General features: G+C 55.0%; 17 protein-coding genes. 4 read left to right on the forward strand and 13 right to left on the reverse strand.

The window, feature by feature from the left end:
• Positions 1–134: 134 nt before the first annotated feature.
• Entirely contained in the window at positions 135–560 is a 426-nt protein-coding gene (locus COMA1_RS12060) for a PEGA domain-containing protein (protein ID WP_176698009.1), read from the reverse strand.
• Between the two features lie 230 nt (positions 561–790).
• On the opposite strand from COMA1_RS12060, the gene COMA1_RS12065 reads away from it, so the two are divergent.
• Both COMA1_RS12065 and COMA1_RS12070 read left to right on the forward strand, forming a co-directional pair.
• Positions 791–1111, forward strand: a complete 321-nt coding sequence (locus COMA1_RS12065) for a TRL-like family protein (RefSeq protein ID WP_090748766.1) — start codon at positions 791–793, stop codon at positions 1109–1111.
• 91 nt (positions 1112–1202) lie between these two features.
• Positions 1203–1886, forward strand: coding sequence for an outer membrane protein (locus COMA1_RS12070; protein WP_090748768.1), 684 nt, complete (start codon positions 1203–1205; stop codon positions 1884–1886).
• A gap of 58 nt (positions 1887–1944) precedes the next feature.
• Here the strand turns inward: COMA1_RS12070 and COMA1_RS12075 are convergent, their stop codons facing one another.
• The 6 genes from COMA1_RS12075 to COMA1_RS12100 form a co-directional block, all read right to left on the reverse strand.
• Positions 1945–2535 (reverse strand): DUF3332 family protein, encoded by a 591-nt coding sequence (locus tag COMA1_RS12075; protein WP_090748770.1) that lies wholly within the window; start codon positions 2533–2535, stop codon positions 1945–1947.
• Positions 2536–2642: 107 nt separating this feature from the next.
• The gene (locus COMA1_RS12080; RefSeq protein ID WP_176698010.1) at positions 2643–3143 is read right to left on the reverse strand and encodes a metallophosphoesterase family protein; all 501 of its coding nucleotides are present in this window, start codon (positions 3141–3143) and stop codon (positions 2643–2645) included.
• Positions 3140–4288: a M48 family metallopeptidase gene (locus COMA1_RS12085; protein ID WP_090748774.1), complete on the reverse strand. Its 1149-nt coding sequence runs from the start codon at positions 4286–4288 to the stop codon at positions 3140–3142. The genes COMA1_RS12080 and COMA1_RS12085 overlap by 4 nt, the downstream gene beginning before the upstream one ends.
• A 210-nt stretch (positions 4289–4498) precedes the next feature.
• Positions 4499–5182, reverse strand: a complete 684-nt coding sequence (locus COMA1_RS12090) for a TIGR00266 family protein (protein ID WP_090748776.1) — start codon at positions 5180–5182, stop codon at positions 4499–4501.
• Positions 5183–5344: 162 nt separating this feature from the next.
• Entirely contained in the window at positions 5345–6790 is a 1446-nt protein-coding gene (locus tag COMA1_RS12095) for an amidohydrolase family protein (protein WP_090748778.1), read from the reverse strand.
• Between the two features lie 138 nt (positions 6791–6928).
• Positions 6929–11020 (reverse strand): tetratricopeptide repeat protein, encoded by a 4092-nt coding sequence (locus COMA1_RS12100; protein WP_090748780.1) that lies wholly within the window; start codon positions 11018–11020, stop codon positions 6929–6931.
• 622 nt (positions 11021–11642) lie between these two features.
• On the opposite strand from COMA1_RS12100, the gene COMA1_RS12105 reads away from it, so the two are divergent.
• Both COMA1_RS12105 and COMA1_RS12110 read left to right on the forward strand, forming a co-directional pair.
• On the forward strand, positions 11643–13181 hold the full coding sequence (locus COMA1_RS12105; protein WP_176698011.1) for a secretin N-terminal domain-containing protein: 1539 nt from the start codon (positions 11643–11645) through the stop codon (positions 13179–13181).
• A 306-nt stretch (positions 13182–13487) separates the two neighbouring features.
• Positions 13488–13841, forward strand: a complete 354-nt coding sequence (locus tag COMA1_RS12110; protein ID WP_090748785.1) for a PilZ domain-containing protein — start codon at positions 13488–13490, stop codon at positions 13839–13841.
• Positions 13842–13982: 141 nt separating this feature from the next.
• On the opposite strand, the gene COMA1_RS12115 is transcribed toward COMA1_RS12110, so the two are convergent.
• The 6 genes from COMA1_RS12115 to COMA1_RS12140 all read right to left on the reverse strand — a co-directional run bounded on the left by COMA1_RS12115 (position 13983) and on the right by COMA1_RS12140 (position 21591).
• Positions 13983–14849 carry a hypothetical protein gene (locus COMA1_RS12115; protein WP_141654325.1) on the reverse strand — a complete coding sequence of 289 codons (867 nt, stop codon included), beginning with the start codon at positions 14847–14849 and terminating at the stop codon, positions 13983–13985.
• A 96-nt stretch (positions 14850–14945) separates the two neighbouring features.
• Positions 14946–15824, reverse strand: a complete 879-nt coding sequence (locus COMA1_RS12120; RefSeq protein WP_090748789.1) for a hypothetical protein — start codon at positions 15822–15824, stop codon at positions 14946–14948.
• A gap of 67 nt (positions 15825–15891) precedes the next feature.
• Positions 15892–16782 (reverse strand): hypothetical protein, encoded by an 891-nt coding sequence (locus COMA1_RS12125; protein WP_090748791.1) that lies wholly within the window; start codon positions 16780–16782, stop codon positions 15892–15894.
• A 1081-nt stretch (positions 16783–17863) separates the two neighbouring features.
• On the reverse strand, positions 17864–18736 hold the full coding sequence (sucD, locus tag COMA1_RS12130) for a succinate--CoA ligase subunit alpha (protein ID WP_090748793.1): 873 nt from the start codon (positions 18734–18736) through the stop codon (positions 17864–17866).
• A 10-nt stretch (positions 18737–18746) separates the two neighbouring features.
• Complete coding sequence (gene sucC / locus COMA1_RS12135) at positions 18747–19925, reverse strand: ADP-forming succinate--CoA ligase subunit beta (protein WP_090748795.1); 1179 nt, start codon at positions 19923–19925, stop codon at positions 18747–18749.
• A gap of 82 nt (positions 19926–20007) precedes the next feature.
• Positions 20008–21591, reverse strand: a complete 1584-nt coding sequence (locus tag COMA1_RS12140; protein WP_090748797.1) for an FAD-binding protein — start codon at positions 21589–21591, stop codon at positions 20008–20010.
• Between the last annotated feature and the right edge of the window lie 66 nt (positions 21592–21657).

The following is a 21657-nucleotide window of genomic DNA, read 5'->3' on the forward strand; positions in this document are numbered from 1 at the left end:
ACAAGAAGCCAGGCTGCAAATCAAAGTACTGAACTGACCGGTATGACCAATCTTACCTATATGTATTTATCTAAATACACCTCTATTCCATCGTGTAAGCTCTCCAGTAAAGTGATCAGACAGTCCCGGCAGCTTCAGGGCGCGGGAGTGGAGGCCGACGACGGTGCGGCAGGTTCTAGCGAGAACCCCATCACAGCAGGGTCCTGTTCCCATGCTCCTGGTGCGACCAGACCAATCAGCGGAAGCAGAAGCACCGCTCCACCGATCACATCGACAATGCCTAAGGAACTCAGCTTTCTGGAGGTCTGCCGAAATTGGCTCTTGTACCCTGTTTTCTCCACTTCGACCAACAGGTCCCCGCGCCGCGAAACGTCACGTTGGAGCGGCGTCACACCAACCTCCTGACCATTGATCCGCACGGTAGCGCCCACTGGATTCGACGTGATTGAAAAACTCTGGGATGATCCGCCGAAAAGTGAACACCCGGACAGATACACCGCACAGATAAAGACTCCGAGTACTCGAGAAGGCGTTTGAAGAAGGCTGGTTTTGATTGGCATAGATCCCCTCACTCTTGCTTGCCCACTCATATCACGTCAGCGAGGTACGAGCAAATTCAGGTCGCAGGTGAATCTGTTCGCTATCCTTATCACATGTTACAGCCTCCTGACAGAGCAACTTTCAGATTGACGGATTTCACGTATATGACTATACTCCAGCTCGGTGACTCGCCTAGGTAGAGCTAGGCAGGCCACAAGGGTTTATCAAACTTCATCCACAAGGAGGATTCATGAAGCGGACGAGCCTTCTACTTTCTCTCGCAGTCCTCATCGGACTCAGCACATCAGGTTGCATGATTGTCGCATCTCCGATGTTGGGGACGATTTACACCGAAGCGAAGTACGGCGATACCGCCACCGACGCAACAGGAGCCTCCAAAGAGGGTAAGGCATGCGGCCAGTCGATCCTGGGTTGGGTCGCCACCGGTGATGCGAGTGTCTCAGCTGCAAAAGCGGCTGGCGGGATCACCACCGTTGCGGTGGTCGATCACTCTGCCAAGAACATTCTTGGCGTGATTGGCGAATGGTGCACGATCGTTCGCGGTAACTAGTCAGTTCGCGTTACGCGCTAGGTGATAAGGGCCTTCAGGATGCTCTCCGGAAGGCCCTTTCATTTTTCTGCCTTGACGCTCTTGTTGAGCCATGGGACTTGATTCCCTGGTACGATCCGCCGCGCTCCTGAGTGTACTGTCTTGCTGCCCCAGCCTTACCGACGTCGCATTCCCATCTGAATTCGGAGATATTGAATTAAGTGGATATGCCCTAGGCACGTTGCCCGGGAATCAGGATCTATTCAACCAAGGGACGACGGTTTCTGCCTCAGTTGAGCAGGGTTTTGGAGCGGGGTTCAAGATCGGAGTCTTTCCATCCGTCCTGAATCGAATGGCAGGTCTCGAGATGGACTCCAACATTCATGGCATGAATCTCGAGTTTCCCAATATCGCAAATGGACGTAATCGTGAAACTGGACGTTCGAGCTTGCTCATGATTAATACGACCTTCAACGTGATCCTCCGCTATCCGGGCGAACGGTTTCGCCCATACGTTGGCGGCGGCATTGGTTGGTCCCACGGCACACTTCTTAATCCAAACATCGCAGGACGCGACGACAAGGACTTTGACTCAGCCCGCGCCTTCACGCATCAATTTCTCGGCGGAGCACAAGTCGTGCTAACCCCCCACCTCAGTCTCTTCAATGCACAGCGAGATATCGCGGTTTTTTTGTTTGGCGAGTATCGGTATCTGTCGTCAAACTATCACTGGGAGGGACTGGCCGTTGATTTTCGTACTCACTATGGATTATTTGGAATTGGACTACGCTTTTAATTTTCCGCGTGAGCCTGATGCCGGCCGAACCGGCACCAGGCTAACTTTCAGCGCTTCCTTAGCTTCCCACTTCAGCACCCATTGCGAACCGATCCTCGGCGAGTGTTCTCAGCTGCTCCCGGCTCAACTCCTTCACAACCTGGCATTCACCATTAAGCAGGCGAACCGTCCCATCGGCAGCATACTCAGCTTCCGAGAGAAGATTCCCCTGTTCATCCACCAGGCGATAGCCCGTTGCGCTGGCGACGATCGTGGCCCGGCGTTCGACGATACCATGGCGCTCGAAGCTCACCATTGCACCGTCCTCCAACGGAGTCCATCGAATGGTGGTTTCGCCCACTGTCGCGACCTTGGTGCCATCGCTGCCGAGATCGGACTCCTTGATGGGGCTTTCCCCTGTCCAAAAATGCATCGAGTTGAAGATGAAGGTATCCAGCAATGCTGAGAACATATAGGCCGGGACAATCAACATACCGAAGAACACGATCTCTTTCATCCATTTGTCATTGACCTGGCCGTTACCTTTCACGTTGCTGTTCCAGCGATAGACATTCTTCGTGAGATTGAACGGACCGTAGCACGCAGTACTCATTGTCATTACGCTCAGCAACACCACCATCGCAATCGTTCTCTGACCCAATCTGCTCATCACCGCCTCCTTTTGTCAAAAGAATCCAGTCGTCTCACTTTTCGCGTAAGCTCTCCTAGCACAATCCACGATTTAGGCACAATCGCGCCTCATCAGAAATCGCCGACTCATACAACTCGATCGTTCAAACGAATGTGTCTCGGCGACAGCCGTGCACCGACCGTGATCATCCCCAGCATCCTGGGCAACGTAAATCGTTTGGGGCCGGCTGATCCCGGGTTGAACAACAATGTATCGTCAAGCCACGCGTTCATGGGCTGATGCGTGTGACCAAAGATGCAAATGTCCGGTCGAGTGCGATCAAGAAAAGCTCGTCCTCCATTCGTAAGCTTGCCGCTCGCATACAAAATATGCCTGATCGCAATCCGGAGCCCTGCGAGCTCGATGATCGCCTCGGACGGAACACCGCTCTCCTCATATCCGTCAACATTGCCGGAAACCGCCGTCACGGGAGCGATGTCTTTCAGACGTTGAATGACTGTAGGTTTGCCGATATCACCGGCATGAACGATATGATCGGCATGCTGGAAATGCTGCACAATTGCCGGATCGAACAGGCCGTGCGTGTCGGCGATGACCCCGATACGGATAAGCCCCGACCGGCTCACGGAGCAGAGCCTGATGACACGCCCAGCGCATCGCGAACCTTGACCCACTCGAACGAGAACGGCTCAGGCGTCTGCTTCGGCATCTCCGCGAGTCGCGCTTTGAGATGATCTGCTCTGGCACTGCTCATCGGGTGGGTGGAGAGCCACTCGACTCGCCCGTCATCCTTCTCAGCCAGTCGTTGGAAGAACGTGATCATACCTTCGGGGTTCACCTTGGCACGATGCAGCAAATCAAGCCCGGTGGTATCCGCCTCCGTCTCTTGCGCGCGGCCAAACTTCAACGTCATCAATTCAATGCCGAGCTGTTTCATGACCCCACCCAGGCCGGGCGGATTGCCCAACACAATCGACACGACGGCCACAAACCCCAGCTGTTTAATGATCCGTTCAAGACCATGCCGCTGGAGCACATGATTCAGCTCATGCGCCAAGACTCCCGCCACTTCTTCCGGACTGTCCGCCTTTTTCATCAAGCCCGTGAAGACGACGACATACCCACCAGGCAGCGCAAACGCATTCACGACATCGCTCTTCACCACAGTGACATCGAATCGATATGGGTTGTGGGGCACATGACTGGCTAGGCGCTGTGTCATTTCCTTGACCGCACCCACTGCGAGTCCATCTTTCATCACATCCTGCCCTGTCAGGAACTCACGATAGGCTGATTCACCCAACTTCTGTTCCCACTCGACCGGAATGCGATTGACGGCGAGTTCAACCAAGAGATCACTTCCGAACCACAATCCCAGAACCACCGCAAGGACCGATCCACCGACGAGCCCCCATACGACCCGATGCCGTTGTCGGACCTGACGGACTTGCTCGGCGGCTTGCTCCAGCGGTTGACTCAAGTGGGCAGGCGCCGCTTGCCGAAAGGCTCGAATGAGCTCGGGACCTTTCAGGTACAGCGTCCGCTGCCCAGCTGAACTCAACCATGCCGCAACGAGCTGATTATGATCTAACCCGCCCGCAGAGATCGTGAGGTCGGAAAATTCCACGAACTCCGAGCGGCTCTCAGCTCCCGCGTGATCCGAGAGAAACGTGATTGTCACTCCCTGTCCTTCAACATGGACAAGACAAGGGGCACCAGCGGCAGGGAACTCATCACCGAAGCAGAGTGCGTTAGGTTCAAGTTCGGTCATGGTATCGCCCTTGATTGATTCGTTGCGGAACGAAAATTCTCCCGCGGATGCTCAGACCGGCTGCCAACCAGGCCGCAGACAAGAAACAACCGGAGGCGTAACAGCTTTCACGCTCCCCACCCAAGCTGCCCAGACAGCTCCTTCCTCGCTCGGGATACGTTGAGGATGTTTCGAGCCAAGGACAAAGTTAGCAGCCAGTTTCAGCTACCGCTACTCAGACACAGGGATGAACTGTCGCACCCACGCTCCAAAGCCACCAGGATTCCGGCTCTGAATGTAGACAACACCCGGCCCACGGAATCGACAGACAAAGCCTTCGCCCGAGGTAAAGCTCGCCACCCATCCCGACGTGGCCTTCTCAATGTTGTAGGACGTTGTGGTCGACCAGGCGACCAGATGACTGTTGTCCACAATGTATTCCTGGCCTGGCTTCAATTCGATTTTGTGAACGGCCCCAAAGCTGTTGAGAAGCAGCATCCCCTTCCCACTCATCTTCAGAATGAAGAACCCTTCGCCACCCAACAACCCTCGACTCATACTCTGCATCTGGCTGTCGATGGTCACCCCATCCGCCCCGGCCAAAAACCCATCCTTCTGCACCATGTACTCATTGACCCCATCGAGCTCTAAGACAACAATTTCCCCTGGCACCGTCGGAGCCAGCAGGACTTCACCGGCACCTCGAGTGGCTTTGAGTGTCTGGAAAAAAAACTTTTCTCCGGTCAGAAACTTTCGTGAGAGGGCTCCCAAAAATCCCCCTTCCATCTTACTTTCAATGTCGATGGTCGGTGAGCAGGCCACCATCGCACCTGACTCCGCCTTGATTTGCTCTCCATTGCCTAACTCCACACGGGCCATGGGAAACGCCCCCGGATATAGGATTTCACTCTTCATTATCTCATCTCCTCTCTATTTTCCTGTCACACATTATGAACGAGGCTGGCCCATGTCTTGATTGTGCACATGCGCCAAACACCACCTCTTATTGGTCAACTATCCACATCATTCTTACGTGCGTGCTGAGCGGGCAGCGAACATGGGGCACCGGTGACCAACTCACCCCGCGATCCACCCATAGACCCGACGACTCGGCTCCGGCCCCTCCTCCAGATAGCTCATGCGGAGCCGGCCCAGGGCGTCACGTGGCACCTCGTGTCGTATCGTCTCCACATCAATCCCGAACACCGTCGCCGCATTGAGACCAAAGATTCGTTCTTTGACCTGCCTCGTCAGAGGTTGATAGTGGTGTTCTTGGATCAATACCTCGGGAATCTGGAATCGTCGAAAGGCTTCAATTTGCCATTGAGGTGTTCCATACCAGATCGAATCCGTTCCCCACAAGACGTGGTCAACGCCGAATGCACGAATGACCCGTCCCAGCAGGTGCGCACAAATCACAGGATAGGTGGTCACCAACTGAGCGAAGGTCGAGCCCAGCTCCATATAGATATTGGAGATACCAGGCTCAACTTCCTTCATCCGGCAGAATTCTGTGGTCCATGGAATTTCACCGGTCTTGGCGAAGATCTGTTCGATCGACGTGACACCTCGGAGACCCGAGTGATACACCAAAAAGTTAAGATCGGGAAAGTCTTTGGCCGCCCGAATCAAATCTCTCGGATGATTGTAGTCCGGCACAGGACCCAGTGGGAGTCCCTTGTGGACACAGATTCGCTTGATGCCTAGTTTTCTCGCTTGCTCCAGCATCGGATAGGCGATCCGTTCATCATCCATCCGCCAGCCTCGGTCGAATCCCTTCGGACAGGATCCGGTGTAACACTTCCAGGCCTCGACCTTGAGCGTCTCGGCTTGCATGGCCATGAAATCCAAATCGGCAACACCCAACTGGGGCGTCACCAGACCATGGGCCAACATCCGCTGTGAGCCGGCTAACCGATTAACCTCGTCTCGGATGTGGGCCATTTCCTTTGGCGGGACAACGGCTTCTTGTGGATAGGGCCCAGGCGGTGTACTGATCAGGCCAATCGCGGTTTCGCTGTCAAAAAAGACTTCCTTGATGAAATTCTCCCAGGACAAGTCATCGAGGGTACCCCGATCACCAGCCAATCGTGGATTGAGCCCGGACTCACGGATGGACCGCCGTAACGACAGTAACGCGTGCTTGGACACGGCACCTTTGCGATTCGCTTCCGCATCAGTAGGGTCATAGCCGGATCCGACATAGTGCGTTTGTACGTCGAAGATAAAATAGGGAGCGCCCTGTTGCTCCGCGAACGCGGCGGTCTCGAAGAGCTCGATTTCTTCAATATTAAAAAATCTGCCGAATGCGGTGTTCATGGCCAACAGCGCCGCAGCCATTCCACTGGTTGCGTTCAAGAACTCTCGCCTGGTCACTCCGCTACGAGTCACCGCTCGTTCTATCAGGCCCTCGGCTACTCGCTCGACACGGTGCTGCCGCCTCGTCTGAGGAATGGGGCGGAACTCTTCGTTCGAAACGATCTGCGTCGGAATCCGAGTCGGACAGACCGTACCCTTCTTCACGATGTGACCGCCTCAACTGATGGTGGTACGTACTCCATGGCCGTCCTTTCACGGTGAGCAGACCGCTGATTGTGTGAAATACTTTCCGCACTGTCAAGGGAGCGTCGATGAGGCAGCCCAGGAGTAGTCGGACCAGACCTATTTCGATTTCGATGAAGAGGCGGAGGATTTCGCCTGGCTGGCGGAGGTATATGTGCCAGGAAGCTCTACGACCACATCGACTTGTGGATCTGCATCTTGATCCTTCCCATCGTGGCCGACACTGTAAAGTAGACCCTTTTTCTGATTCACCAACATCGGGAGGCCCGTATAGGGATCGTAGAAATTCTGCCCAGCTTTGGCGATCTTGTTGGGAAGATCACCCTCTGAAGATCCGCGTCGCAACCACGCCTGTAAACTCGCCAACCTGAGATGGGCATCTGTATCCACCATCATTCCGTTGTACACATCCCATGCGGGCAGCGGGGCAATGCCGACCAGATTCTCAATCGGGTTGGCAAGATAATCCATCACACCAGCAGCAGGAAAACGCACATAGTCTTTCCACTTCGGTAGGGAATCATAATGCTTCTCTCCGGTGACTTGGTACGACGCTTCGTAATACTTGGCATAGTCATTGAGCCGGCGCTGTTTCGGTAAAGGCAGTGCCGATACCACCATCGCGGAGATTGCCTGACCTTCAGCTCTCGCAGCCTTCAACTGACTCTCGTAGGTCTTCCCAGCCGAAACTAGTTCGCTTTGCATCGGCCACCGCAACGACAGCTCGGCTTGGTCAAGAGGTCGTACAAACTTAGTGATGCGCCCTAGATGTTTTGTGTCGAAATCCGAACGGACGAGCAAACCCGAAGCGAGGACAATGTCGTCGTTGATCGCTTGCAGCGCCAACATTTTCACAGGAAGCGTCCGTGCCTGGCTCAGTACGACGCGCCACATCTCCATGTCGGTTTCAAGCCGATCAACCGCAACGTCCGTCCCTTGTACGAATCCATCGGCTACATGCAGTTGGTGGGCAAACACCATCGCCTCGCAGGGTGGATGGGCAGGTTGACCGTAGCCCCAGTCTTCGAATGGAAGCTTTTGCCATTGACGATACCGGTCAAGCGTCGCCTGATGTCGGCTCCCCCATCCTTGGATGGTCCCCTGATTCGACTTGAACTGGCCAATTGGGTCCGATCCTCGAACCCATCCACGCATGGTGCTGCCTGACGCGCTCGACCGATCACCTGTTTCTGCCCCAGGAGTTCCGAAGCAATCCAATGCGGTTGTGTGGTCTCCGATGGCCGATTGCCCCTCACCCCCAGCGCGTAGAGGATCTTGCCCCGCTGGGGCATCGATCCCAAGCAGTAGCGTGTACGCATTCTTTTGAGCCCCAAAGATGGTCTGTTGCGGCGTCGTCGTAAAACTCTGAAAAGTCGGTGACGGCGGTTCTTCCATGATCATCCATGTCAGGGCCAGCGCTCCAAGACCAAGCGCGGCACAGACCCCGATCAGCAGCGTCAACCCGACCGCAGTCCTCACGATGGCCTGAGTGGTCGAGAAGCAGTTACGCAGGAAGCCCAGGATCGCTATTCCCAGCCCATTTACAATTGCCGTCGATCTTTGTCTCTGTGCCGGTTCCTCAGCACGCGTTCTCGCCTCCGACGCCCTCTTGATCCTCGAAGATTCGACGAACGCGGCATCAGTCTCGTGAGCCGCCGGCAGTGGCTGGCTGACTTCCTGCCGCTCAAGAATCGCCGGGTCCGTTGGGGTGACGGAGATCGCACCAGGCTCTTGACCTGCCTGCATCCAGTCATCAGCCTCCATCCGCTCTTGTTGAGCATGTATGGGCTCAGGAATCGGAGAGCGTGCTTGAACATTCATCACCGCTGGAGACTGATCGTCGAGAAGCAACGCCCTTGATGCTTGCGGAGTCTCGGGCAAGCCCCTACCATCGTCTACAATGGACTCCGTTGCGCGTGGTTCGATGGGAGCAGGCTCAACAGCTCGAATGGTCTCGCTTTCCTCGGGAAGGGCCTTGTTGACAGGTTGAGAATCAGGCGTCTGGAGTTCCGCCTCGGGACCTTGCTCAATCTCCTCAGTCACGGCACTGGGGTGGGGCTGCTCTTGCTTGATGGAAAACTCGGTCGGGTTACCATGAACTTCGTGCTGATTCACGACCGAGTCTAGACTCGAGTCCTTGGTACAGGCTTGAGCTGGAGATTCCTGTGAGGGAATCGATACCACATCGTCGGTCTGCGATGATTGTACGAGGGAGAACAACGGCGCTGACTCCGCGATCTGCACTGTACCTTGGTCCGTCACGGATGGCTCGCCCGTCTCCACGGCAGAATCGTGCCCTTCCTCTGAGATCACGACCGGGCCATCTTGTGCAAACGTAAATGTGTCAGGCTCTGGAGCAGGACTCTTGGTCAATGGTGAAGGCGGCAGTTGACTCTCACAAACTTGTGGCGAGCTGTCTGGCTTTTGTGGTTGCTCCACGGATTGTTCGAGGTGCTCTGCCACAATTGGAGGATCCATCTCGACGGAAGGGATCGACAGCACCGATTCCTGCACCTGATCCCATGGCATTGGTGCAATCGGCGATTTTGCCGGCTCTTCATCTTTTCCCTGAGCTTCTTTCTCTTCCGTTGGAATCTCTGTTCCGGATTCCTGTATGAGCTGGTCCTGTGGGATTGGAACAGGGGGAGTGTCTGTAACAATCTTATCCAGGCGAGCCGGCGCTGGGCACGTTGACTCATCCTTTGGAGGAGATTGCTCCCCGAACTTCCAGGCTGTATCAAAGACGGATTTCCATGAAAACCCTGGTTGCTTCCAAGGCTGAGCTGTTTCATCGACCGCGACTGGTGCTGGAGCGATTGGCGAATCGGTAGAGCTGGCGGTCTCCTCTGGTTTCAGCGGCTCGACTTGGTCAGTCGAACGAGAGGCTTTCTCGTTGCTTGAGACCAGTATCGACGCTGAAAGTGATGCCTCTGTCCTAACAGATGGGATGGGCTCTTTGTCGGTCTCAGACTGAGGTGGCAGACTGGGCTCCACCATATCTGCGGAGAAACTGCCCGAAGGGTCGACTGCCTGTTCAGAATCCACCCTCGTCGCTGTCGATGCGGGAGAGTCCTTTATTACAGCCGTTGTCTCTGCAATTCCAGATGGCACCAGCTCCGGTGCCTGGAGCGTGGCAGAATCGGTATCCACCGCATCTCGATGAGTTTCAGGTGGTGCCACTGCGATCTCTACGGTGGAATCTACGGAGCTGAGCGAAGAAAGGGAATCGCCAGCCACCTCCTGCTCTCTGATCTCCGGTATAGTCGAGACCTGTCCAGCCTCTGGGATAGAGTCTTCGGCCTGTCGATTAGTTTGAGCGTTGATGCCCGTAGGTTCTGCCTCGGCAGGTGGAAGCTCTCGCGACTGGTCTAGACTGTGGTCGCAAGACTGAGCGTGTTGCAGAGAATCAGCACCGCGGTCTGATTGCGCAGCTGGTTGTTCACTTTCACCTGGAGACGACGTTGCACCCGATGGCCCCACCCCCTCAGGGGAAACGTGGACGTCCCATGGCATCACTCCAGCCGCTCCAGCAGGAGCGATCTGTTCCCGTGAATCTTCGTCAAGAAGGTCTTGATGTAGGGCAGTGTCGGTCCTGTGGACACTCGGTTGACGTGGCACTAACTGGCCGGTTTCCGCATCAAAAAAGGAAGCCAAGCGAAACGCCACAGGGCTCGCCGGGGCTAGTTCGCGTATTTTTGAATAGAGTTGCCCTGCATGATCCGGACGTTCGGGATCCGGGTCTTCAATTAAGATATCGACGGCCTTTCCGTACTCTTCAACGGCTTCAAGGACATTTCCCTTTTCTTGATAGATGGTCCCAAGTTTTTCAAGGTAGGGCACACAGCGCGGACCGGCGGCGAGGTACTCACGGAGTAAGGATTCTGCGAGCCAGTAGTCTTGGCGCTGAAAGGCTTCGGCAAGTAGGGTGTCGAACGCTTCTCTCGCCGGAATGAGGCTTCCTAGTCGAAGATGGAGGGTCGCGAAAAGCCGTCGCGCCTCCATATTCACTGGGTCGAGAGCCAGCAGTTCCTTGAGCGCAGCGGATGACCGGCCATACTTCCCTGCGTTCATTTGGGTGATCGCCTCTTCCAGCAGTGCACTCTTCCTGCTGTAGCCGACCACCCCACGCTTCGGCGTACGGATCGTCTCTGTCTTATCTGATTTTATTGAGGGTTTCTTATTCCAACGCACGGATTAACCTTAGCAGATCTCCAGTACCTAAGAGCCCAATGGACGCTCTTCCGAAGTCTCGCACTTGATCTCCCCATCAGGCCTAAGACCGAAACAATGATGCTCGGGAGTCAGAAGCCGTAGATATTCAACAAGCAGCCTTGTAACCTATTGATATCAAATGACCTGACTGCTTTCTTCCTTATATTTTTTGTCTGTGACTGCGTTAGCACCAGCGCGCCCACTACTGGTTTCCGGTACGAACAACGGACGTCCGGGCCCTACCTGCGCCAGTCGGCTCAAACGAGTCGCTCCTTGCTCTGTTCCTATACCCATCCTTTTCAATTGATTATCGGCTTTTTCATGAGATTCATTAGTTTAGGGAGTACAGACAAGACACTGCCACCTACTCCGTTTCGGTTGAACAGACAAGGGCTTGGAGATGCTCCACATCCCAGTTGGAGAGCTGGCAAATACGAGTATCAAGCTCGGACTACCACAAAATGTAATCCTGGTTGTGTCCTTGGATCTGCCTATGGTACGGTCAAACACAGTTGCTCACTTTCAGGAGAACCAGGGAATTCCTACCTCCATCGTGCAATTTCATCCACGCCTCCCACGTGTTTTACCTACTGCTAGATGGATGGGCACCTATCTGGTAGCGGCGGTCCTCTGCTGGTCGGCGCTCCTTCCACTCGATCTGTTCGCCCAAGGAACGGGCTCGCAACCGGCCAAGATCTCTCTGGATTTCAACGAAATTGATATTCCTGTCTTTGCCAGGTTCATTGGGGAGCTCACCGGCAAAAACTTCGTGCTGGACGAAACCATCAAAAAGCAAGGGGGAAAGATATCGGCATTTTCCCCAACCAAAGTCTCTCCAGACCAGGCGTTCAGCATGTTTGTGGCGGCACTCGAAGCGGCTCGCATCGCGGTCGTTAAAAAGGATGGCAACCTCTATCAAATCGTGCCGATGGGTGATCTCCCGCCTGAGCGGGGGGTGTTTGTCTACAAGCTCAAACACGCCAACGCCACAGATCTTGCTGCGGTTCTTACCAATTTAGTGGCCCGCTCTCAAACCGTGGCTCAAATCACACCCGGCGTTCGGCCCCCGATCAGGCCGCTGACGGAATTTGAAGCTCCTGTCCAGGTGTTTGCCGATAAGGCCACGAACTCAATTATCGTTAGCTCAACCAAAAATGCATGGACTCACATCCATGCCGTGATTCATGACTTAGACATCCGGCGTAAACAGGTCTTTGTTGAAGCCGTAATCTTGGAGGTTCAAGTTGACCGCTTACGGCAAATCGGCACCGACCCAACTCAGGTATTAGGCGCGGGAAAGTCTGGATTTCTGCAAGGGATCGGTGGATTCAACCGAGCGCCAGAGGAACTCGCGTCCGTTGCGCAAGCCATCAGTGGTGTGGCGGCAGGTGGGGCGACCGGCGGCGCGGTGACCGTACTGAACACCGTGAATGTACGGGCATTTATGAACCTTCTGATGAACCTCACCGATACGAACATCCTTTCCACCCCTCAGGTGCTGGCCGCCGATAATCAAAAAGCGAAGATCGTGGTCGGTGAAAATCGACCATTCCCAACCGGGCAAGCCCAAGGCATCACGGGTGGAACATTGGTGACGATCGAACGGAAAGACGTCGGCGTGACCTTGGAGTTAACTCCCCAAGTGCTTGAAGATGACCTGATCCGGCTGGAAATCAAGCAAGAAATTACCGCGATCGCGGAGAATGTCGCTCAAACGATCGGGGCAGGCTCAGCCAGCATCCCCGTCGGCCCCACCACCACCAAGCGCTCCATGGAGACGACAACTATCGCTCAAGACCAACAGACACTCGTTATCGGGGGGTTAGTGCGCGACAACATTACACTGAGCGAAAAGAAGATCCCTCTCTTAGGCGATATTCCATGGCTGGGGTGGTTGTTTAAGTCACAGAATCGCCAGACTGAGAAATTGAACCTGCTTGTCTTTTTGACCCCGCATTTGATTCGAGACGACGCAGACATGGCTGAGCTCAACGCGAGAAAAGCACGAGATGTCAATTCCTTACAGCGTGACAATCGGATTGAGGAACCGACAAGACTCAAGCAAGATATGCTTGAGCGCCTCGAGCCTCCTGCGGTTATGCCCCAAGGCTCCCCTAGTGACAAGCCCAGCAGACCCTAACCCTCCTGGTTCATAAGCGCTTCTGGCTACCACCATATCCACCGCTCGTTCTTCGCAAAGCGTGAGCTGGCGAGAGGCTTGTACGACAAGTTGCAAGGCCGCAGATCGAGATCCTGCATCACATTGAATATATTGACTATTTGTAGAATTAAAGCACGAATCAGATGGCGAGAGATCAGCCCCCGTAGCCCAATAGTGAGCATTGGACTAGTCCGAAGCCCCTCCTCAGAGGAATGGTACCTTGCTCTCCGCCTGGCTATGCTGCATCCCTACAGAGACTGATAGAGCAGGAAGGAGGCTAAACCAATGGCTAATACGATTGTGAACTGGCGAATTCATCATCGGCTTTCCGTTGCCTATCCGGTCATCTTCGGAGGAGCCCCATTTGTCGGAGAAGGAACCATCTCAAATATCTCCCTAACCGGCTGTTCCGTAAACTGCGGCCGGACGGTCTTAATGGGTAGCTATATTAAACTGAGCGTCTTCCTACCTAGCCCGACATCGTCTTTGTTCATCGAGCTCGGGAAAATCCGATGGGTACAGGACCAGACATTCGGTGTGGAATTCATCCGTGTGCCGACACTCACTCGCCACCGACTAGACCGAGTCGTGTCACAAGAACTGGCCCTAGAGACACACCTCCTGTCAGTGCCCGCCTAAGCTTCTTTGGTACCCACTCCCGCAGTCTGGCTATTTGAGAAGGAAAGAACAGTAGAGAAGAAATGTCGGGGGTTGATAAGCAGCCACACAGCCAGCCTTCCACTCAAAGGTCAAGCTGTGTGGCTGACATTGTGAACTGCCCTACGGCTTCCAGTCAAAGTGAAGCGATATACCGGCATGGATGAGGATCGTATTAATCGTGGATTGATAGGGATTATGAAAAGCCAGCCCTTGAAAAGTATCGCTTCCAAGGAATGGTTCGGTCAGCCCCAACCGATCCGACGTCAGCCGGCTGTGATCGGCATGGATATACTTCGCCTCCACAAACGCCGCCACATACTTAAAGAGATGCGCCTTGAGTCCTCCCACGCCTTGAAACGCGACCGTCGTATGCCGTTGTTCGGTGATGGCGGTGTAAAACCCAGTTCCCCCCATACCACCTGGCCTCGTTGCCATCTGATGCGCACCCACACCCACCCCGACGTACGGAAACCACCGCCCGTTGGGATAGGATTCGGAAATCGCCAGGGGATAGCGAACCATGAAATTGGTGCCGACGTAGATGGCCTGGATCTCCGTCGTGGTGCCCAACCCTGTTGAGGGATCACGATTATAATTGTCGATACAGCAGGCCACGTCCGGATACCAAATAAAGCCGTTGATTTCCACACCAAGATCGAATCCCAGCAACTTGTTTCTGGTGGGAAACCAGATCCCCGCGTTGCCGCCGTAGGAATGTTTCGTCTGATAGTTGATATCCTTAACCACCGTCGGGAGTCCAGACCCTGGGCCCTCGCCCGTAAACGTGGCATCCTGACTGAACGGCAGAGCGATACCCGCCATCACGGACAGGTAGGGCTCGAGCGTCCCGGAAGTCATCGTCGGGAGACCATCCGAGAGGGCATAGGGATCGGCGACCCGTTGGCTGTAGGGATCATCCGCCCGAGTAAGATCCGCAGAGCCGAGGAGACAGAGGAGACACATCACCGCCGACATTCTTGCTTTCATTCATTCTCCTCCTACGGTAAAGCAACCATGTGCTTCGACGAATTGGGATTGTGCAACCTGGAGCTCCCACAGCCGATCACGTGATCGGGCACAACCCTACGGCTTCCAGTCAAAGTGCATTGATAAGCCCGCATGCACCATGATCGTATTAATCGTGGATTCATAGGGATTCACAAAAGGACCTTCACCAGTAAAGAGTAGATCGCCGGCGGGTGAATTTCCATACCGATCCGTCGACAACCCGTTGTGCTGGGCATGAACATACTTCGCTTCCACAAACGCCGACACATACTTGAAGAGATGGGCCTTAATTCCACCGATCCCCAGAAACCCAACGGTCGTATCCCGTTGGGTGGTGATGGCAGTTAACAGACGTTGCCCTCGAGCTCCACCCGGCTTCATCCCCAGCTGATGGGCACCCACCCCGATCCCGACGTAGGGAAACCATCGCCCGTTGGGATAGGCCTCGGAAATGGCCATCGGGTAGCGAAGCAGGAAATTAGCGCCCACATAGGCAGCTGATATTTCGGTCGTGGTACCTCGATTGGCAATCCCACCCCTTTGGAAACTCCCCGTGGGGTCATTATTGTAAAAGTCCGTACAGCAGGCGACGTCCGGATACCACACAAAACCAGTGAGTTCCACGCCAAGATCGAAGCCCACCAGCTTACTTCTGGTGGGAAACCAGATCCCCGCGTTGCCTCCCCAGGTGTGCTTCATCTGATAGTCGACATCCTTGACCACCGACGTCGGCGGGCTCCCGTCCTGAAACGTGGCGTCTTGACTGAACGGAATCGCCACGCCCGCCATGGCGGAAAAGTAGAGCTCATACGTCCCGGACGACATATTGGGAAGGCCATCTGAGAGGGCATAGGGATCGGCGACCCGTTGGCTATAGGGATCTTCTGCCCGGGTGAGATCCGCTGAGCCGAGGACACAGAGGAGACACATCATCGCCGACATTCTCGCTTTCATCCATCGTCCTCCTACGGTAACGCACCCATGGTCTGCGACGAGTCTGGGTTGCACATCTGAGATTCTTCTACGGCTTCCAGTCAAAGTGAATCGACAGGCCCGCATGCACAAAGATCGTATCGATGGTGGATGAATAGGGATTCACAATTAAAAAGCCATCTGCTGGATCACTTGGTCCGGGGAACGATTGGATTGGGGATGCCCCGAACCGATCCGTCAAGAGCCCATCGTGATGGGCACGGACATACTTCACCTCGATAAATCCCGCCACGTACTTGAAAAGATGTGCCTTGATGCCGCCCACCCCGTGAAAGCCAACCGTCGTATTCCGTTGCTCAGTGATAGGGTTCGTACGTGTATTATCAAGGGCAAAATATGTCGTCACCCCGTGGGCTCCACCCGGCCTCATCGCCATCTGATGCATACCCACGCCGATCCCGACGTACGGAAACCACCGCCCGTTGGGGTAGGCTTCGGAAATCGCCAGGGGATACCGAACGAGAAAACTGGGACCGATGTAGAGACCTGAGATCTCCGTCGAGGTGCCTGCCCCCGTTGCGGGATCACGATTATAATTATCCTGACAGCAGTGCACGTCCGGATACCAGAGAAAGCCGCTGAGCTCAATGCCGAGATCGAATCCAGCTAATTTGCTTCTGGTAGGAAACCAAACCCCCAGGTTGCCGCCGAGCGAGAATTTCGATACATAGTCAACATCCTCGACTGTGGTTGGTGAGGTCCCGTCCGTAAACGTGGCGTCCCGAGTGAATGGAATGCCCACGCCTGCAAAAAATGACATGTAGGGCTCAAGCGTTCCAGAGGACATATTCGGAATACCATCTGTCGAGAGCGCATAGGGATCGGCGACTCGTTGACTATAGGGATCTTCCGCCCTCGTGAGATCCGCAACGCCGAGGGCACAGAGGAGACAAATCATCGCCGACATTCTCGCTTTCATTCATCGTCCTCCTACGGTAAAGCACCCATGTTCTGCGACGGATTTGTACTGCAAAATCTTAGGTCTGTCAGTCAATCGTCGTTGGTCAGTGCGGTGAGGCGAGTGCGCCTGTGTGCAACTCGACTCGACCCCCAATTCGGCGGTCACAGTTCTTGGCATGAGAGTCCACCCATCGCTCTTCTCAGAGCGATCAGGAGGGGATACTCCTTTCGTATACATTGGGCGAACGGCGCCAACAGTAGCAACCCCGCGTTCATTTTTTAAAATAGATAAAACGGATTTGAGCTATCGATAAATCCAATATGCCAGGATGACCATCATGAGATAATCGGCATGGTTCCCACTGTATCTGGGGCCATCCGAACTGACCTACCCCTCCCCCTCTCATCTCTGGAGCCTGTCAAGGCGTGATACCGGCTTTGCTTCCGAAAGACATGTGGCAGGGAAAAGAGGCGTGAGTCGACAGCCTGATAAAGGCATTTGAATTCAATAGGTTCTGGTGGTGCTACAACGAACATCGGCTCAGCCACTCACGGTGGCATCACGCGAATTGAGAGATGGCATGTTTCCGAACGGAAGTCCCGCTCGCCCTATATTCTTCGGCTGGCTCAAAGTAAGCCGCCACGCTGTTGCAAAACCAGCCAACGGCGCGCTTTCGTCACTCTGGAGCTCAACGTACGGGCGCAGAGAGAGTCGCCTCTTCCCTTACCGCAGCCTTTCTGAATGGCCTGTTTGGCATCCAGATCGGGCTAGCCAGCAGAAGCACGGATCCTTTTGGATGGTGGGGCAGGGCTTATCACTACCTGCGGGTCCAAGCCTGAGACAGTTTGATGAAACCGGGTGAACGGAGAGATTTGATACTGTCCGCTAGCAGGCTGTTGACAAAGTCCACCGGCGGTGTTCTCGCCTCGCTCAGGGGCTCACCGTACGGCAGAGAATACTATTCCCCTCTTCGCTCGCTGCGGCCTTGCGGGATGGCCTTTCTGAACAGCCTGTGCGGTATTCTCCGGACGTTCGTAACCTCAGGCAGGGCTCCGTCTTCGAGCTCGTTCTTGGGCTTGTCAACACACTGCTAGAATGCCTACCGTCCTAATGCCCTCTTCACTGCCTCTCCAATCTCAGCCGGATTCTTCACGACCGTGACACCGGCGGCTTCCAGGGTCTTCATCTTTTCAGATGCCGTCCCCTTGCCACCGGAGATAATGGCGCCGGCGTGACCCATGCGACGGCCAGGAGGTGCCGTAATGCCGGCAATGAAGCTAACGACTGGTTTCTTGACATTCTTCTTGATGAACTCAGCGGCCTTTTCTTCCGCATCGCCGCCGATCTCGCCGATCATGACGATGGCCTGAGTCTCGGGATCTTTTTCAAACAGCGGGAGGACATCCACGAACCCTGTGCCGTTCACAGGATCACCACCAATTCCTACGCACGTGGTTTCGCCCAAACCCAAGGTCGAGAGCTGGTGGACCGCTTCATAGGTCAAGGTCCCACTGCGCGACACCACGCCGACAACACCCTTCTTGTGAATGAAACCCGGCATGATGCCGATCTTGGCCTCATCTACCGTAATCACTCCTGGGCAATTCGGACCGACCAACCGGACATCGCGACCGCGCAAGGCCCGTTTCACTTTGACCATGTCATTGACCGGAATCCCCTCGGTGATGCAAATCACGAGTTTGATTCCTGCGTCAGCTGCTTCCAAAATAGCATCGGCACAAAACGGCGGCGGCACAAAGATCAGCGACGTATCGGCCTCGGTCTTTTTCACCGCATCCGCCACCGTGTTGAACACGGGGATCCCCTCAACCTCTTGCCCTACCTTGCCGGGCGTGACACCAGCAACCACCTTGGTCCCGTAGGCCTTACATTGAGTCGCATGGAACGAACCTTCTTTTCCCGTAATTCCCTGTACCACTACTCGTGTATTCTTATTGACGAGAATGCTCACGGCGCTCTCCTTATGCTGCTTTTCCTGTCAGTTTCACAATTTTCTGGGCGGCTTCCCACAGATCGTTGGCGACATCGAGCTTCAATCCTGAATCTGCCAACAGTTGGCGCCCCTCTTCGGCATTCGTCCCCTGCAGTCGGACCACGAGGGGCACGTTGATTTTCACTTCCTTGGCTGCTTCGATGACTCCGTGAGCAATACGTTCACAGCGCACGATCCCACCGAAGATGTTGATGAAGATGCCCTTGACGTTCGGATCTTTCAGCAGAATCCGGAATCCTGCCGCAACCGTCTCTTTCGTCGCGCCTCCGCCCACGTCCAGGAAGTTCGCTGGCTCGCTGCCTGCCAACTTGATGACGTCCATCGTAGCCATCGCCAGACCAGCCCCATTCACCATGCAACCGATGTTGCCGTCCAGTTTCACATAGTTCAGATTGTTCGCGGTCGCTTCGATTTCCAGCGGCTCTTCCTCGTTCAGATCGCGCATCTTTTGCACATCTTCATGCTTGAAGAGGCCGTTGTCGTCGAACGAAACCTTGCCGTCCAACGCCACGACGGTCTTTTCTTTCGTGATGATAAGCGGATTGATCTCGACCAAGGCGCAGTTCTTCTCCATGAACAAGCGGTACAGATTCCCCAGCATTTTAATGAACGGATTCATAGCCGTCGGCTCGATGTTCTGAAGCCCAAGGGCAAAGGCGATGTTCCGCCCGTTGTATCCCTGAAATCCCACGGCAGGATCGATCGGTTCCTTGATGATCTTTTCCGGAGTTTTGGCGGCCACCTCTTCGATTTCCATTCCGCCCTCTGTGCTGGCGATAAACGTCGGCCACCCCGTCTCGCGATCCACAAGAATCGATAGGTAGAGTTCCTTGGCGATGTTCGCCCCCTCCTCCATCAACAGCCGATGAACCTGGCGACCCTTCGGTCCGGTCTGATGCGTCACCAGCGTCTTACCGATGAGTTCTTTCGCAAAGCCTGCCACCGCCGCCTTGTCCTTGGTGATTTTTACGCCACCGGCCTTCCCTCGGCCGCCGGCATGGATCTGTGCCTTCACGACAAACACGGGCGTATTCAGTTCAGTAGCCCAGGCGGTCGCCGCTTCAGGAGACGTAATCTCCTTACCTCGCGGCACCGGCACACCGAATTGAGCAAACAATGACTTCGCTTGAAACTCGTGAACGTTCATATCGCTCCTTATCGTCGCTTCAGGACGGAGTACCGAGGACTGTGGACCGAGGGCGAACCGCGCCTTTACTCAGTCCTCATCACTAGCCAACTTTTCTTGTATACGCCGGCAAGATCATCGGCGAGATGACACCACTGGCGTTCCCCTGCTTCTTTGCTTCGGCACGGAACTGTTGCACATGCCTGAGGGTCAGCGCACCCTGTTTCATCGACTTGGCGCGACCGGCGGCCGTCAACCCAGATCGCTTGCCGAATACCATGAGGTCCAACAGCGAATTCCCCATGAGACGGTTTCGCCCGTGCAGCCCTCCGGAAGCTTCTCCCGCCACGAACAGATTCTTGACGTTGGTTTCTGAGTTCGTATCGATCTTTACTCCGCCGTTCTGATAGTGGAGTGTCGGATAGATCAAGACCGGATCCTTACTGATATCGATCCCGAAGCGCTCAAACTGCATCATCATGGCTGGGAAATGCTTCTCCACCGTCCCTGACCCATGTTCTGCATCCAGTAACGGCGTATCGAGCCAGACACCGACGCGGCCGGACATCGTTCTGATCCCACGCCCTTCTTCACATTCACGGATAATCGACGAGGATACGACATCCCGTGTGTCAAGTTCGTTGACGAACCGTTCGCCCTTCGCATTCACCAGGTGCCCGCCTTCGGAGCGAATTCCCTCAGTGACCAGCGCCCCGATCAATTGCTCTGGATAGACCGCGCCGGACGGGTGATATTGAAACGTATCGACATGCGCGAGTTTGGCACCCATGCGATAGGCCAGACAGAGCCCGTCACCCGTCGCCCCATAGTGATTACTCGTCGGGAATCCTTGAATGTGCAGCCGACCGATGCCACCGGTGGCCAAAATCACCGACTTGGCTGCGACCACTATGTGCCGCTGATTATCAAGATCTCTAAAAATAGCCCCGGTGCAGGTCCCTTGGCCATCGCTCAACAGTTCAACGGCGGCAGCGAACTCCAACAATTGAATCTTTTGATTAATGACCTCATCTTTCAGAACGCGCATGATCTCGAGGCCCGTGTAATCAGAACAGGTCAACAGGCGCGGCTTGGAACTCCCTCCGCCTTTCTTCACATGGAGATTGCCGTCGGCTTGGCGATCGAACAGCACACCTAACTCCAAGAGCCATTTCGCGATCGAGGGCCCATCTTCGACCATGACTTTGAGCAAGGCATGGTCGTTCTCCATGTGCCCGCCCTTGAGCGTGTCAATAAAATGCGTGACCGGGGAGTCTTCAGGGGCAACGGAGATCTGCATCCCGCCTTGCGCCATCACGCTATTGGAATCGCCGAGACGCAGCTTGGTCGCGAGAATCGTTTTTACACCGGCATGATGAGCATGCAACGCCGCGGCACAACCGGCGCCTCCACCACCGATAACCAAGACATCGCATGAATATTGGGGTGTGAGATCGGCGGTATCCTGGATCGAGCTGTCACCTTCGAGCAAGGTCGCGAGTTCGACGACGGTTTTGTCGCCTTCGTTCGGACCGAACTTGATCGGTCGGTAGGCGCTTGCACGAAAATCCGGATGGTACTTGTGAATCAGGTGGTCTCGGTCTGTCGGAGAAAACTTGGGGATGGTCTGCTTACGCCGGGCATCCCGAGTCTGATGTACGATCTGCTGGAGCGCGTGAATGTCCATGTCTAGCTTTCAGCTACCAACGTTCACCCACCGCGTCTCAGAAGCTGAGAGCTGATGGTCTGGCGG

The sequence above is a fragment of the Candidatus Nitrospira nitrosa genome (genome assembly GCF_001458735.1).
In the GTDB taxonomy this organism is placed as follows: Bacteria; Nitrospirota; Nitrospiria; order Nitrospirales; family Nitrospiraceae; genus Nitrospira_D; species Nitrospira_D nitrosa.

Excerpts from the sequence above, each read along its gene's own strand:
- COMA1_RS12060 (WP_176698009.1), bottom strand. The coding sequence starts at position 560 with ATGCCAATCAAAACCAGCCTTCTTCAAACGCCTTCTCGAGTACTCGGA.
- COMA1_RS12065 (WP_090748766.1), top strand. The coding sequence starts at position 791 with ATGAAGCGGACGAGCCTTCTACTTTCTCTCGCAGTCCTCATCGGACTC.
- COMA1_RS12070 (WP_090748768.1), top strand. The coding sequence starts at position 1,203 with ATGGGACTTGATTCCCTGGTACGATCCGCCGCGCTCCTGAGTGTACTG.
- COMA1_RS12075 (WP_090748770.1), bottom strand. The coding sequence starts at position 2,535 with ATGAGCAGATTGGGTCAGAGAACGATTGCGATGGTGGTGTTGCTGAGC.
- COMA1_RS12085 (WP_090748774.1), bottom strand. The coding sequence starts at position 4,288 with ATGACCGAACTTGAACCTAACGCACTCTGCTTCGGTGATGAGTTCCCT.
- COMA1_RS12090 (WP_090748776.1), bottom strand. The coding sequence starts at position 5,182 with ATGAAGAGTGAAATCCTATATCCGGGGGCGTTTCCCATGGCCCGTGTG.
- COMA1_RS12105 (WP_176698011.1), top strand. The coding sequence starts at position 11,643 with ATGGGCACCTATCTGGTAGCGGCGGTCCTCTGCTGGTCGGCGCTCCTT.
- COMA1_RS12110 (WP_090748785.1), top strand. The coding sequence starts at position 13,488 with ATGGCTAATACGATTGTGAACTGGCGAATTCATCATCGGCTTTCCGTT.
- COMA1_RS12115 (WP_141654325.1), bottom strand. The coding sequence starts at position 14,849 with ATGAAAGCAAGAATGTCGGCGGTGATGTGTCTCCTCTGTCTCCTCGGC.
- COMA1_RS12120 (WP_090748789.1), bottom strand. The coding sequence starts at position 15,824 with ATGAAAGCGAGAATGTCGGCGATGATGTGTCTCCTCTGTGTCCTCGGC.
- COMA1_RS12125 (WP_090748791.1), bottom strand. The coding sequence starts at position 16,782 with ATGAAAGCGAGAATGTCGGCGATGATTTGTCTCCTCTGTGCCCTCGGC.
- sucC (WP_090748795.1), bottom strand. The coding sequence starts at position 19,925 with ATGAACGTTCACGAGTTTCAAGCGAAGTCATTGTTTGCTCAATTCGGT.
- COMA1_RS12140 (WP_090748797.1), bottom strand. The coding sequence starts at position 21,591 with ATGGACATTCACGCGCTCCAGCAGATCGTACATCAGACTCGGGATGCC.